Source organism: Klebsiella sp. JB_Kp031 (assembly GCF_040064295.1).
Classification (GTDB): domain Bacteria; phylum Pseudomonadota; class Gammaproteobacteria; order Enterobacterales; family Enterobacteriaceae; genus Klebsiella; species Klebsiella quasipneumoniae.
Window position 1 is genome coordinate 88,731 of sequence record NZ_JBEAJW010000031.1, and the last position, 12,692, is coordinate 101,422.

11 protein-coding genes and 1 riboswitch are annotated in these 12,692 nt (G+C 57.2%); of the genes, 8 read left to right on the plus strand and 3 right to left on the minus strand.

Annotated features, from left to right (window positions below):
- Positions 1-128: 128 nt before the first annotated feature.
- Positions 129-1,280, minus strand: a complete 1,152-nt coding sequence (gene argE, locus ABLV64_RS14925; RefSeq protein ID WP_004203688.1) for an acetylornithine deacetylase — start codon at positions 1,278-1,280, stop codon at positions 129-131.
- A gap of 113 nt (positions 1,281-1,393) precedes the next feature.
- Here argE and argC point away from each other — a divergent pair, with 113 nt between their 5' ends.
- The 4 genes from argC (at position 1,394) to oxyR (ending at position 5,830) form a co-directional block, all read left to right on the plus strand.
- Positions 1,394-2,398, plus strand: coding sequence for an N-acetyl-gamma-glutamyl-phosphate reductase (gene argC / locus ABLV64_RS14930; protein WP_004203689.1), 1,005 nt, complete (start codon positions 1,394-1,396; stop codon positions 2,396-2,398).
- 6 nt (positions 2,399-2,404) lie between these two features.
- The gene (gene argB, locus ABLV64_RS14935; RefSeq protein WP_087833757.1) at positions 2,405-3,181 is read left to right on the plus strand and encodes an acetylglutamate kinase; all 777 of its coding nucleotides are present in this window, start codon (positions 2,405-2,407) and stop codon (positions 3,179-3,181) included.
- Positions 3,182-3,280: 99 nt separating this feature from the next.
- The gene (gene argH / locus ABLV64_RS14940) at positions 3,281-4,654 is read left to right on the plus strand and encodes an argininosuccinate lyase (RefSeq protein ID WP_032455473.1); all 1,374 of its coding nucleotides are present in this window, start codon (positions 3,281-3,283) and stop codon (positions 4,652-4,654) included.
- Positions 4,655-4,912: 258 nt separating this feature from the next.
- On the plus strand, positions 4,913-5,830 hold the full coding sequence (gene oxyR / locus ABLV64_RS14945; protein WP_002883015.1) for a DNA-binding transcriptional regulator OxyR: 918 nt from the start codon (positions 4,913-4,915) through the stop codon (positions 5,828-5,830).
- Here the strand turns inward: oxyR and sthA are convergent.
- Complete coding sequence (gene sthA / locus ABLV64_RS14950; RefSeq protein WP_002883016.1) at positions 5,813-7,213, minus strand: Si-specific NAD(P)(+) transhydrogenase; 1,401 nt, start codon at positions 7,211-7,213, stop codon at positions 5,813-5,815. The genes oxyR and sthA overlap by 18 nt on opposite strands.
- A 196-nt stretch (positions 7,214-7,409) precedes the next feature.
- Between sthA and fabR the strand changes: the two genes are divergently transcribed.
- Positions 7,410-8,045 carry an HTH-type transcriptional repressor FabR gene (gene fabR, locus ABLV64_RS14955; RefSeq protein WP_004151856.1) on the plus strand — a complete coding sequence of 212 codons (636 nt, stop codon included), beginning with the start codon at positions 7,410-7,412 and terminating at the stop codon, positions 8,043-8,045.
- Positions 8,046-8,060: 15 nt separating this feature from the next.
- Positions 8,061-8,420 (plus strand): YijD family membrane protein, encoded by a 360-nt coding sequence (locus ABLV64_RS14960; RefSeq protein WP_064183861.1) that lies wholly within the window; start codon positions 8,061-8,063, stop codon positions 8,418-8,420.
- A 50-nt stretch (positions 8,421-8,470) separates the two neighbouring features.
- On the opposite strand, the gene trmA is transcribed toward ABLV64_RS14960, so the two are convergent.
- Positions 8,471-9,571, minus strand: coding sequence for a tRNA (uridine(54)-C5)-methyltransferase TrmA (gene trmA / locus ABLV64_RS14965; RefSeq protein WP_004203692.1), 1,101 nt, complete (start codon positions 9,569-9,571; stop codon positions 8,471-8,473).
- A gap of 114 nt (positions 9,572-9,685) precedes the next feature.
- Positions 9,686-9,873: riboswitch (cobalamin riboswitch) on the plus strand.
- Between the two features lie 64 nt (positions 9,874-9,937).
- On the opposite strand from trmA, the gene btuB reads away from it, so the two are divergent.
- Complete coding sequence (gene btuB, locus ABLV64_RS14970; protein ID WP_348843296.1) at positions 9,938-11,776, plus strand: TonB-dependent vitamin B12 receptor BtuB; 1,839 nt, start codon at positions 9,938-9,940, stop codon at positions 11,774-11,776.
- Positions 11,721-12,572, plus strand: a complete 852-nt coding sequence (murI, locus tag ABLV64_RS14975; RefSeq protein ID WP_023291541.1) for a glutamate racemase — start codon at positions 11,721-11,723, stop codon at positions 12,570-12,572. Before btuB ends, murI begins: the two co-directional genes overlap by 56 nt.
- The last annotated feature ends 120 nt before the right edge of the window (positions 12,573-12,692 follow it).

Sequence of the window (12,692 nt, forward strand, 5' to 3'; positions counted from 1 at the left end):
AGCAAACGAGTAAATACCCGTAATTTGCGAAATTTAACTCAGGGGGCGCTGGATAAGCATCGCTTATGGAAATGTGACGATCGTCACCGTTCCGCCCCGGGAGAACGGGACGGAAAAAGAGGGCGATTTTAGTGCCAGCAGAAGTGGTGGACCACCTGGCTAATCAGCTCCCGCGTCGGCTTGATAAAGCGCGTCTCCAGAAACTCGTCAGGCTGATGGGCCTGGTTGATCGAGCCCGGGCCGAGAACCAGCGTTGGGCACAGCGTCTGGATAAACGGCGCTTCGGTACAGTAGTTCACCACGTCGGTCTGGGCGCCAAGCAGTTTCTCAACCACCTGCACCAGCTTATGGTCCGGTGGGCACTCATAGCCGGGGATCGGCGGATGCAGCTCCGAGACCGTCAGGCGGCCTGGCCAGCGTTCGCTGACCGGGGCCAGCGCCTCGCCCAGCAGACCATTAAGGTCGTTGAGGGTCATCCCCGGCAGCGGGCGGATGTCCATATGCAGTTCACAGCAGGCGCAGATACGGTTTGAGGCATCGCCGCCATGGATGGCGCCGAGGTTGAGGGTCGGGTAAGGGACCGTGAACGCCTCGAAGTGGTAGCGCTCTTTTAGCAGATCGCGCAGCTGCATAATCCGGCCGATGGCGTCGTGCATCAGCTCGATCGCGTTGACCCCGCGCGCCGGATCGCTGGAGTGGCCGGACTGGCCCTGAATACGGATCGCGTTGGACATATGTCCTTTATGGGCGCGGATTGGCTGCAGGGAGGTGGGCTCGCCGATGATGGCGCAGTCCGGGCGCAGCTGGGTGGTTTCGGCAAAATAGCGCGCGCCAGCCATGCTGGTCTCTTCGTCGGCGGTGGCCAGAATATACAGCGGTTTTTTCAGCGTGGTGACGTCGACATCGCGCAGGGCGTCGAGAATAAAGGCGAAAAAGCCTTTCATATCGGCCGTGCCGAGGCCGTAGAGCTTGTTATCGTGTTCGGTGAGGGTGAACGGGTCGCGCGTCCAGCGGCCATCATCGAACGGCACGGTATCGGTATGCCCTGCGAGCAGCAGGCCGCCGGCGCCGTGTCCGGTGCTGGCCAGCAGATTGAATTTATGGCGCGTATCCGGCACTGGCTGTACCTCGACGTTGAAGCCGAGATCGCGGAACCAGCCGGCCAGCAAATTGATTAAAGACTCATTGCTTTGATCGAGAGCCTCTTCGGTCGCGCTGATGGACGGTGTGGCGATCAACGCGCGGTAGATCTCGATAAAGGGCGGTAAATTGTTTTTCATTGTTGACACACCTTGGGTCGTGATAGTATCAATATTCATGCATTTATTGTGAATAAAAATACAATATCGTTGAGCGTAAGAAAACCCATCGAATGTAAGGAGATGCGCTTCCAATGTTAAATACGCTGATTGTGGGTGCCAGTGGTTATGCCGGCGCAGAGCTGGTGACCTATATCAATCGTCATCCGCATATGAACATAACCGCTTTGACGGTCTCCGCGCAAAGCAATGATGCGGGAAAATTAATTTCCGACCTGCATCCGCAGCTCAAAGGCATTGTCGATATGCCGCTGCAGCCGATGTCCGATATCAGCGAATTCAGCGCTGGCGTGGACGTGGTGTTTCTCGCCACCGCGCACGAAGTGAGTCACGATCTGGCGCCGCAGTTCCTTGCCGCCGGCTGCGTGGTGTTCGATCTCTCCGGTGCCTTCCGCGTTAACGATGGGGCGTTCTACGAAAAATATTATGGTTTCACTCATCAGCATCCCGACCTGCTCAAACAGGCGGTGTATGGTCTGGCGGAGTGGAGCGCGGATGCGCTTAAAGAAGCGCAGTTAATCGCGGTGCCTGGCTGCTACCCAACGGCGGCGCAGCTGTCGCTGAAGCCGCTGATCGATGCCGGTCTGCTGGATCTCAACCAGTGGCCAGTGATCAACGCCACCAGCGGGGTGAGCGGCGCGGGACGCAAAGCCGCGATCGGCAACAGCTTCTGTGAAGTCAGCCTGCAGCCGTACGGCATATTTAACCATCGTCATCAGCCGGAGATTGCCAGCCACCTCGGAGCGAAAGTGATTTTTACCCCGCACCTGGGTAATTTTAAACGCGGTATTCTGGAAACCATTACCTGCCGCCTGAAGCCGGGCGTTGGCCATGCGCAGATCGCGGCGGTTTACCAGCAGGCTTACGCCGATAAACCACTGGTACGTTTATATGATAAAGGCGTGCCTGCAGTGAAAAGCGTCGAAGGCCTGCCATTCTGTGATATCGGTTTTGCCGTGCAGGACGATCATCTCATCGTCGTCGCGGCAGAAGATAATCTGCTGAAAGGCGCCGCAGCGCAGGCGGTGCAGTGCGCGAATATTCGTTTCGGCTTCGCTGAGACGCAGTCTCTTATTTAAGGTGTGATGATGAACCCATTAATTATCAAACTCGGCGGCGTATTACTCGATAGCGAAGAAGCGCTGGAGCGTCTGTTTACCGCGCTGGTCAATTACCGTGAAGCGCACCAGCGTCCGCTGATTATCGTCCACGGCGGCGGCTGCGTGGTGGATGAGCTGATGAAGCAGCTCAATCTGCCGGTGCAGAAGAAAAATGGTCTGCGGGTGACGCCGGCTGAGCAAATCGACATCATCACCGGCGCGCTGGCGGGTACCGCCAACAAGACGCTGCTGGCGTGGGCGAAAAAGCACGGTCTGGCCTCTGTCGGCCTGTTCCTCGGCGATGGCGATAGCGTGAAGGTGACGCAGCTGGATGCTGAGCTGGGCCATGTCGGGCTGGCGCAGCCGGGCTCCCCGGCACTGATCAACACCCTGTTGGCCGGCGGTTACCTGCCGGTGGTGAGCTCTATCGGCGTGACCGATGAAGGCCAGCTGATGAACGTCAACGCTGACCAGGCGGCGACGGCGCTGGCGGCCACCCTGGGGGCGGATCTGATCCTGCTGTCTGACGTTAGCGGTATCCTCGACGGTAAAGGGCAGCGCATTGCCGAGATGACCGCCGAGAAAGCGGAGCAACTGATCGAGCAGGGGATTATCACCGACGGCATGATTGTTAAAGTGAATGCGGCCCTTGACGCCGCACGTGCTCTGGGTCGTCCGGTGGATATCGCCTCCTGGCGTCACGCCGAGCAGCTGCCGGCGTTATTTAACGGCACGCCGATCGGCACACGTATTCTGGCTTAAGATTTCATGCCCGGCGGCGCGTCGTCTGCCGGGCTTACAAGACCGTAGGCCGAGCGGCACAATGCCGCCGGCGGAACTAACGAATAAAGGAAGCATGTTATGGCACTTTGGGGCGGGCGTTTTACACAGGCAGCAGATCAACGGTTTAAACAGTTCAACGACTCGTTGCGCTTCGACTATCGTCTGGCGGAGCAGGATATCGTTGGCTCTGTCGCCTGGTCGAAAGCGCTGGTAACGGTCGGCGTTCTGAGTGCCGCTGAACAGCAGCAGCTGGAAGAAGCGCTGAACATGCTACTGGAAGAGGTGCGCGCCAATCCGCAGCAAATCCTCGCCAGCGATGCCGAAGATATTCACAGCTGGGTGGAAGGCAAACTGATCGACAAAGTGGGCCAGTTGGGCAAGAAACTGCATACCGGCCGCAGCCGTAACGACCAGGTCGCTACCGATCTTAAACTGTGGTGCAAAGATACCGTTGTCGAATTGCTGTCGGCGAACCGCCAGCTGCAGAGCGCGCTGGTGGAGACGGCCCAGCAGAACCAGGACGCGGTGATGCCGGGGTACACCCACCTGCAGCGCGCCCAACCGGTGACGTTCGCGCACTGGTGTCTGGCCTATGTCGAAATGCTGGCGCGCGACGAAAGCCGCCTGCAGGACGCGCTGAAGCGCCTCGACGTTAGCCCGCTGGGCTGCGGCGCGCTGGCGGGAACGGCGTATGAGATCGACCGCGAGCAGCTGGCCGGGTGGCTGGGCTTTGCCTCCGCCACCCGAAACAGCCTCGACAGCGTGTCCGACCGTGACCATGTTCTGGAGTTGCTTTCCGATGCCTCTATCGGCATGGTGCATCTGTCGCGCTTTGCGGAAGATCTGATTTTCTTTAACTCCGGCGAGGCGAATTTCGTCGAGCTTTCCGACCGCGTAACCTCAGGCTCCTCGCTGATGCCGCAAAAGAAAAACCCGGACGCCCTGGAGCTTATCCGTGGCAAATGCGGTCGCGTGCAGGGCGCGCTGACCGGCATGATGATGACCCTGAAAGGGCTGCCGCTGGCCTACAACAAAGATATGCAGGAAGATAAAGAGGGGCTTTTCGACGCCCTGGATACCTGGCTCGACTGCCTGCATATGGCGACCCTGGTGCTGGATGGCATCCAGGTAAAACGTCCGCGCTGTGCGGAAGCGGCGCAGCAGGGCTATGCCAACGCCACGGAGCTGGCGGATTATCTGGTGGCGAAAGGCGTACCGTTCCGCGAGGCGCACCATATTGTCGGTGAAGCGGTGGTGGAAGCCATTGCGCAAGGGAAACCGCTGGAAGCGCTGGCCCTGGCCGATCTGCAGAAATTCAGCCCGGTGATTGCGGACGATGTTTATCCGATCCTGTCGCTGCAGTCCTGCCTGGATAAACGCGCGGCAAAAGGCGGCGTCTCGCCGCAGCAGGTGGCGCAGGCTATCGGCGAGGCGAAGGCCCGTCTGAGCTAATCCTTAGATATCTGCCCCCCTGACCCGGCCGAGCCCAGCGACGCCGGGTTTTTTATGCAAAAAAAAAGCGGACGCAAGGTCCGCAAAAGTTCACGTTGGCTTTAGTTGTTCGGGTAGAGAAACAGTGTGACGGGCCAGTGGTTTTCAGAGGTTCACCGTCTTTATGGGTGTATTATTGAACAGAAAACTTGATAGGGATAATCGTTCGTTGCTATGCTATCTATCGCCATGGACTATCGTGGCGATGGAGGATGAATAATGAATATTCGCGATCTTGAATACCTGGTAGCGCTCGCCGAACACCGCCACTTCCGGCGGGCGGCTGACTCATGCCATGTGAGCCAACCGACGCTCAGCGGACAGATCCGCAAGCTGGAGGATGAGCTTGGCGTCATGCTGCTGGAGCGCACCAGCCGTAAGGTTCTGTTTACCCAGGCGGGGCTGTTGCTGGTGGATCAGGCGCGTACCGTGTTACGCGAAGTAAAAGTGCTCAAGGAGATGGCAAGCCAACAAGGGGAAACCATGTCCGGGCCGCTGCATATCGGCCTGATCCCGACAATTGGCCCGTACCTGCTGCCGCACATCATTCCGATGCTGCATCAGACCTTCCCGAAGCTGGAAATGTATCTGCACGAAGCGCAGACCCATCAGCTGCTGGCTCAGCTCGACAGCGGTAAGCTCGACTGCGCCATCCTGGCGCTGGTCAAAGAGAGCGAGGCCTTTATCGAGGTGCCGCTGTTCGATGAGCCGATGATGCTGGCTATCTATGAGGATCATCCGTGGGCAAACCGCGATCGGGTGCCGATGTCGGATCTGGCCGGTGAAAAGCTGCTGATGCTGGAGGATGGGCACTGCCTGCGCGATCAGGCGATGGGCTTCTGCTTTGAAGCGGGGGCGGATGAGGATACCCACTTCCGCGCGACCAGCCTGGAAACGCTGCGCAATATGGTAGCGGCAGGCAGCGGTATTACCCTGCTGCCTGCGCTGGCGGTGCCTCAGGAAAGAAAACGCGATGGCGTGGTCTACCTGCCGTGCATTAAGCCAGAGCCAAGACGCACCATCGGTCTGGTTTACCGTCCGGGCTCACCGCTGCGCAGCCGCTACGAACATCTGGCGGAGGCCATCCGCGGCACGATGGATGGCCATTTCGACAAGGCGTTAAAACAGGCGGTTTAAGCCGTTCAGCGCGGCAACCCGGTACGCTTCCGCCATGGTCGGGTAGTTAAAGGTGGTGTTGACGAAGTACTCAATGGTGTTACCACCACCTTTCTGCTCCATGATCGCCTGGCCGATGTGAATGATTTCGGCTGCGCGTTCGCCAAAGCAGTGAATGCCGAGGATCTCCTTGGTCTCCCGATGGAACAGGATCTTCAGGGTTCCCACGCTCATGCCAACGATTTGCGCCCGCGCCAGGTGTTTAAACTGAGCGCGACCCACCTCATACGGCACTTTCATCGCCGTCAGCTGCTGCTCGGTTTTCCCGACGGAGCTGATTTCCGGAATGGTGTAGATCCCGGTCGGGATATCTTCAATCAGATGCGCTGAGGCTTCGCCTTTCACCAGCGCCTGGGCGGCAATGCGTCCCTGATCGTACGCCGCGGAGGCGAGGCTCGGATAGCCGATGACATCCCCAACCGCATAGATGTGCGGAAGGGCGGTCTGATACATGCTGTTGACCTTCAGCTGACCGCGGCTGTCGGTCTGCAGACCGATGTTTTCCAGCGCCAGAGTGTCGGTATTGCCGGTGCGGCCGTTGGCGTACAGCAGGCAATCGGCTTTCAGTTTTTTGCCGGACTTCAGGTGCATGATCACCCCGTCATCCACCCCCTCAATTTTCTCATACTCCTCGTTGTGGCGAATGACCACGCCGCTGTTCCAGAAGTGATAAGAGAGCGAATCTGACATCTCCTGATCGAGGAAGGCCAGCAGACGATCGCGGGTGTTGATCAGATCGACCTTCACCTCCATGCCGCGGAAGATCGACGCATATTCACAACCGATTACCCCGGCGCCGTAAATGATCACATGGCGCGGCTCATGCTGCAGGCTGAGAATCGAATCGCTGTCATAGATGCGCGGGTGGTGGAAATCGACATCCGCCGGATGGTAGGGGCGAGAGCCGCAGGCGATAACGAATTTCTCCGCGGTCACCGTCTCAACCGTGCCGTCATGACACTCCAGCGCCAGAGTATGCTCATCAACGAAGTGGGCATTGCCCTGCAGAATTTCACAGTGGTTGCGCTCATAGAATCCCTGGCGCATATGAGTCTGCTGGTTGATGACGCTGTCGGCATGGTTAAGGATGTCGGCGAAAGAAGAGCGAAGAAGGCGGGAGTGGTCGCTGTAGAGGGGGTTTTGGTTAAACTCGATAATACGGCTGACGGCATGGCGGAGGGCTTTCGACGGGATGGTGCCCCAGTGGGTGCAACCGCCGCCGACGTTATGGTAGCGCTCGATGACGGCAACGCGTGCTCCCTGTTTTACCAGTCCCATGGCGGCGCCTTCGCCGCCAGGACCGGAACCAATCACTATTGCATCATAATCCCAAGAGTGTGACATGGCATTACTCACCTGTTTTATACATAAAATAAACACGATGATAACATTCGCTGCGCTTTAACCCAATTATCGTTGTGCTTTTTTGCGGCATAAAAGCAGAAACGGCTCGTAAACAATCATTCACAATCCAGGGCAAACCGATTAGTTTTAATCTCTGGTATAGTGCCAGCAGGGCTATTGGAAGGATTCATACATCGTGATGGGCGTAAGAGCACAACAAAAAGAAAAAACCCGCCGTTCGCTGGTGGAAGCGGCATTCAGCCAACTTAGCGCTGAGCGGAGTTTCGCCAGCCTGAGTTTGCGTGAAGTGGCGCGGGAAGCAGGGATCGCGCCGACGTCCTTTTATCGTCATTTTCGCGATGTCGATGAGTTAGGCCTGACGATGGTCGATGAGAGCGGACTGATGCTGCGCCAGCTGATGCGCCAGGCGCGCCAGCGGATTGCCAAAGGCGGCAGCGTGATCCGCACCTCGGTCTCGACCTTTATGGAGTTTATCGGTAACAACCCGAACGCCTTCCGCCTGCTGCTGCGCGAGCGCTCGGGAACTTCTGCGGCGTTTCGCGCCGCCGTCGCACGCGAGATCCAGCACTTTATTGCGGAACTCGCCGACTATTTAGAACTCGAAAACCATATGCCGCGCGCCTTTACCGAAGCGCAGGCTGAAGCTATGGTCACCATCGTTTTTAGCGCTGGCGCGGAAGCGCTGGATGTCGGCCCTGAACAGCGCCGACAGCTGGAAGAACGGTTGGTACTGCAGCTCAGAATGATCTCTAAAGGCGCGTATTACTGGTATCGCCGTGAACAAGAAAAAATGTCACATCATTCCGAATAACGTGAAGGACGAGCAATGAAACACTCAGTTCAAGATAAAGGTACGCTGCTGCTGGCGCTGATTGCCGGGTTATCTATTAATGGCGCCTTTGCGGCGCTGTTCAGTTCGATAGTTCCGTTTTCCGTCTTCCCCATCTTATCCCTGCTGCTGACGGTCTACTGTCTGCATCAGCGCTATCAGAATCGCAGTATGCCCGTCGGGCTACCGGGCCTCGCCGCCGCCTTTTTTATTCTCGGGGTGCTGTTGTACAGCACCGTCGTGCGTGCGGAGTACCCTGATATCGGCTCTAACTTCTTCCCGGCCGTTCTGTCCGTCGTGATGGTCTTCTGGATCGGCTACAAGATGCGTAACCGCAAAAATACGGCAGCCGAATAAGCCGCCAGTGATAAAAAACCGGCAATATGACGTTGCCGGTTTTTTTTGGCCTATTTCCGGGTCAACAGCACGCCGCATTCCATGTGATGGGTATACGGGAACTGGTCGAACAGCGCCAGCCGGGTAACATTATGCGTCTGGCTTAGCGTTTCCAGATTGCGGCACAGCGTTTCCGGGTTGCACGAAATGTACAGAATACGCGGATAGGCCTGCACCATTTTTTCCGTTTCACTGTCCAGCCCGCTACGCGGCGGATCAACGAAAATGGTCTCGCACTGATAGCTTTGCAGATCGATACCCTGCAGCCGGTTAAACTCACGCACGCCGTTCATCGCCTGAGTAAACTCTTCAGCCGCCATGCGGATAATCTGCACGTTGTCGATATGGTTGGCGGCGATGTTGTACTGCGCCGCCGCCACCGACGGTTTGGCGATTTCGGTGGCCAGGACGCGATCGAAATTACGCGCCAGCGCCAGCGAGAAGTTACCGTTGCCGCAGTACAATTCCAGCAGGTCGCCGGTCGCTCCTTTGGTGACATCCAGCGCCCACTCCAGCATTTGAATGTTCATTGCCGCGTTCGGTTGGGTAAAGCTGTTTTCCACCTGACGGTAGATCATCTCCCGACCGCCAACCGGCAGACGTTCATCTATATAATCCTGATCGAGCTCGATTTTAGTTTTGGTCGCCCGACCAATCAGATGCACATTGAGCCCCTGGGCTCGCAGGGCGTCACGCAGCGCCTCCGCTTGCTCACGCCAGGCATCGTCCAGCTTTTTATGATACAGCAGCGAGACGACCGCCTGATTGCTGAGGGTGGTCAGATAGTCAATCTGGAACAGCTTATGGCGCAGGACGGGATTGTTGCGCACGCCCTCCAGCATGGCGGTCATCAGCTGATTGATGAGCGCGCTGGCGGCCGGGAAGCTGTCAACGCGAATCCGCGACCGGGTCTGCTGATCGAAAATTATATGGTACAGGTCGTCGCCATCGTGCCACAGACGGAACTCGGCGCGCATACGGTAGTGGCTGACCGGCGAACGAAACACTTCCGGAACCGGCGCGGCAAAAGGCGCCATCATGGTTTGCAAACGGACGACTTTTTCTGCCAGTTGCGCTTCGTATTGTTCGGTAGGAAGGTGTTCGGGGGTCATGATGTATCCTGAATAAAATAAGTACGCGGGGATTGTAGGGAAAGCGCCGGGGATGTCCAGCCTCGAATGCCGCGGGAAATATAATTAGCAGTCTGGACATCTATATGATTCTGATTGTAGCATTCGCCTACCGGTCCTGTGAGTTAAAAGGGAACCCAGTGGAAATCTGGGGCTGACGCGCAGCGGTAAGGAAGGTGAGAAATGAGCGCACTCGGTGCAGACACTGCGGTTAGCCGTGGGAAGTCATTATTTCTTGAAACAGCCTCCAAGCCCGAAGACCTGCCGGAATACGTCGCACTGGGTTTTATCGTCGCGAGCAACTGATAAAACCTGCGGCATCCTTTTTCTGTTTCGGATGCTTTTACAATGATTAAAAAAGCTTCGCTGATGACGGCCTTATCCGTCACGGCATTTTCCGGCTGGGCGCAGGATAGCAATTCAGATACGTTGGTGGTGACAGCAAACCGTTTTCAACAGCCGGTCAATACCGTGCTGGCGCCGACCGATATAGTGACGCGTGATGACATCGATCGCTGGCAGTCCAAAGATTTAAACGATGTCATGCGTCGTCTTCCCGGGGTCGATATTGCCCGCAACGGCGGCATGGGGCAGAGCGCTTCGCTGTATGTTCGGGGGACGGAGGCTCGCCACGTGCTGGTGCTGATCGACGGTGTGCCGATGGCGCGTCCGGGGATCTCCAACGGCGTGGATATCAGTCAGATCCCTATCTCTCTGGTCCAGCGGGTGGAATATATCCGCGGCCCGCGCTCCGCGGTGTATGGCTCCGGAGCGATCGGCGGGGTGGTGAACATTATCACCATGACCGACGCTGAGCGTTCGCAGATCAACGCCGGCGCGGGAACGAACGGCTATCAGTCCTATGATGGCGCCTTCAACAAGCGGTTTGGCGATACGCTGGTTACCGCTGCCGGCGCCTATCAGACCACCAAAGGATTTAACGTCCAGCCGAACTCCTCTTATAGCGGCGACAGCGATCGCGACGGCTACCGCAATAAAATGCTGTGGGGCGGGGTACAGCATCAGTTCGATGATAACTTCTCGGGATTCTTCCGCGGCTATGGTTATTCCGCCAATGCTGACTATGACCAGGGTAACTGGGGCTACGCAGGTGGAAACGATGAAGATCAGTCCTATACCCAATCCTGGGATACCGGTCTGCACTACCACTCCGGAATTTACTCCTCCCAGCTGATTGCGAACTATCAGCGTATTAAAGATTACAACTACAGCAGCGACGCTGGCCGCTATGCCGCGGGCACCACCCTGGATGATATGGAACAGCGCTATATCCAGTGGGGAAATAATGTTGTGGTGGGCCATGGCGCGGTGAGCGGCGGCGTAGACTGGAAACAGGAGAAGCTGAAATCCAGCGGAACGACCAATACCGACGTGTATAAGCGCGATACCACCGGTCTTTATCTGACGGGCCAGCAGCAGATTGACAGCGTGACGCTGGAAGCTTCCGGCCGTGAGGATCATGACGAGCAGTTTGGCTGGCACGGTACCTGGCAGACGGCGGCAGGCTGGGAATTTATCGACGGTTATCGGACAACGCTCTCGTACGGCACAGGATTCGTCGCCCCCTCCCTCGGGCAGCAGTACGGCGCAGAACGCTTTGGCATCGCCTCTAACCCGAACCTGAAGCCAGAGGAGTCGAAGCAATGGGAAGCGGGCCTTGAAGGGTTAACGGGGCCGGTCGACTGGCGTCTCTCCGCGTATCGCTATGAGATTCAAAACCTCATCGATTACGACAACAACGCCTATTACAACGTCAAGTCGGCGACGATCAAGGGGCTGGAGTGGACGGGAAATGTCACCACAGGGCCGGTGGAGCACCATCTGACGCTGCAGTATGTTGACCCTCGCGATGATGAAACTAACAAGATCCTCTATCGCCGGGCGAAGCAGCAGGTGAAATACGAGCTGAACGGCCAGGTCTACGATCTGGGTTGGGATGTGACGTATCACTACATCGGCAAGCGCTACGATTATGATTACGACAATTCGCGTACCGTCAATATGGGTGGGTTGAGCCTCTGGGATGTCGGTTTATCGTATCCCGTCACCTCACACCTGACAGTTCGTGGTAAAATAGCCAACCTGTTCGATAAAGATTACGAGACAGTTTATGGCTACCAATCTGCAGGACGGGAATACACCTTGTCTGGCAGCTACACCTTCTGATCCACGTCCCACCGTGCTGGTGTTTGATTCCGGCGTCGGTGGGTTGTCGGTTTATAATGAGATTCGGCAGCTGCTGCCGAATCTGCATTACATCTATGCTTTCGATAACGTTGCCTTCCCCTATGGCGAGAAGAGCGAGGAGTTTATCGTTGAGCGCGTTGTGGAAATCGTCACTGCTGTCCAGCAGCGTTATCCCCTGGCGCTGGCGGTGATCGCCTGCAATACCGCCAGTACCGTCTCCCTGCCTGCCCTGCGTGAAAAGTTCGCCTTCCCCGTTGTTGGCGTGGTGCCGGCGATCAAGCCCGCCGCCCGCTTAACGGCGAACGGCATTGTTGGTCTGCTGGCGACGCGCGGTACCGTAAAGCGTCCTTATACCCGTGAGCTGATCGACCGCTTTGCCAATGAATGTCGGATTGAGATGCTGGGGTCGGCGGAGCTGGTGGAGCTGGCGGAAGCGAAGCTGCACGGCGAGCCTGTGCCGTTAGAAGAGCTGCGCCGTATCCTGCGCCCGTGGCTGCGGATGCAGGAGCCGCCGGATACGGTGGTGCTGGGCTGCACCCATTTTCCTCTTTTACAGGAGGAGCTGCAGCGCGTTCTGCCGGAAGGCACGCGGCTGATTGATTCCGGCGCGGCGATTGCCCGTCGCACCGCCTGGCTGTTAGAGCATGAAGCGCCGGATGCGAAGTCCAGCGACGAGAATAAAGCATTCTGCATGGCGTTGACGGCAGAAACGGAACAACTTTTACCCGTTTTGCATCGCTATGGCTTCTCGACGCTGGAAAAATTACCGCTTTAACGGCGTTTTGCACAAAAAAGAGACGGTTGAATAATTTTTTGAAAACAGGGCTTGTCAACGTCTCAGAACTCCCTATAATGCGCCTCCACTGACACGGAACAACGGCAAGCGAGCCGCCGG

What these genes read in the sequence shown, in the direction of transcription:
- argE (WP_004203688.1), bottom strand. Translation starts at nt 1,280, where the DNA reads ATGAAAAACAATTTACCGCCCTTTATCGAGATCTACCGCGCGTTGATC.
- argC (WP_004203689.1), top strand. Translation starts at nt 1,394, where the DNA reads ATGTTAAATACGCTGATTGTGGGTGCCAGTGGTTATGCCGGCGCAGAG.
- argB (WP_087833757.1), top strand. Translation starts at nt 2,405, where the DNA reads ATGATGAACCCATTAATTATCAAACTCGGCGGCGTATTACTCGATAGC.
- argH (WP_032455473.1), top strand. Translation starts at nt 3,281, where the DNA reads ATGGCACTTTGGGGCGGGCGTTTTACACAGGCAGCAGATCAACGGTTT.
- oxyR (WP_002883015.1), top strand. Translation starts at nt 4,913, where the DNA reads ATGAATATTCGCGATCTTGAATACCTGGTAGCGCTCGCCGAACACCGC.
- sthA (WP_002883016.1), bottom strand. Translation starts at nt 7,213, where the DNA reads ATGTCACACTCTTGGGATTATGATGCAATAGTGATTGGTTCCGGTCCT.
- ABLV64_RS14960 (WP_064183861.1), top strand. Translation starts at nt 8,061, where the DNA reads ATGAAACACTCAGTTCAAGATAAAGGTACGCTGCTGCTGGCGCTGATT.
- trmA (WP_004203692.1), bottom strand. Translation starts at nt 9,571, where the DNA reads ATGACCCCCGAACACCTTCCTACCGAACAATACGAAGCGCAACTGGCA.
- btuB (WP_348843296.1), top strand. Translation starts at nt 9,938, where the DNA reads ATGATTAAAAAAGCTTCGCTGATGACGGCCTTATCCGTCACGGCATTT.
- murI (WP_023291541.1), top strand. Translation starts at nt 11,721, where the DNA reads ATGGCTACCAATCTGCAGGACGGGAATACACCTTGTCTGGCAGCTACA.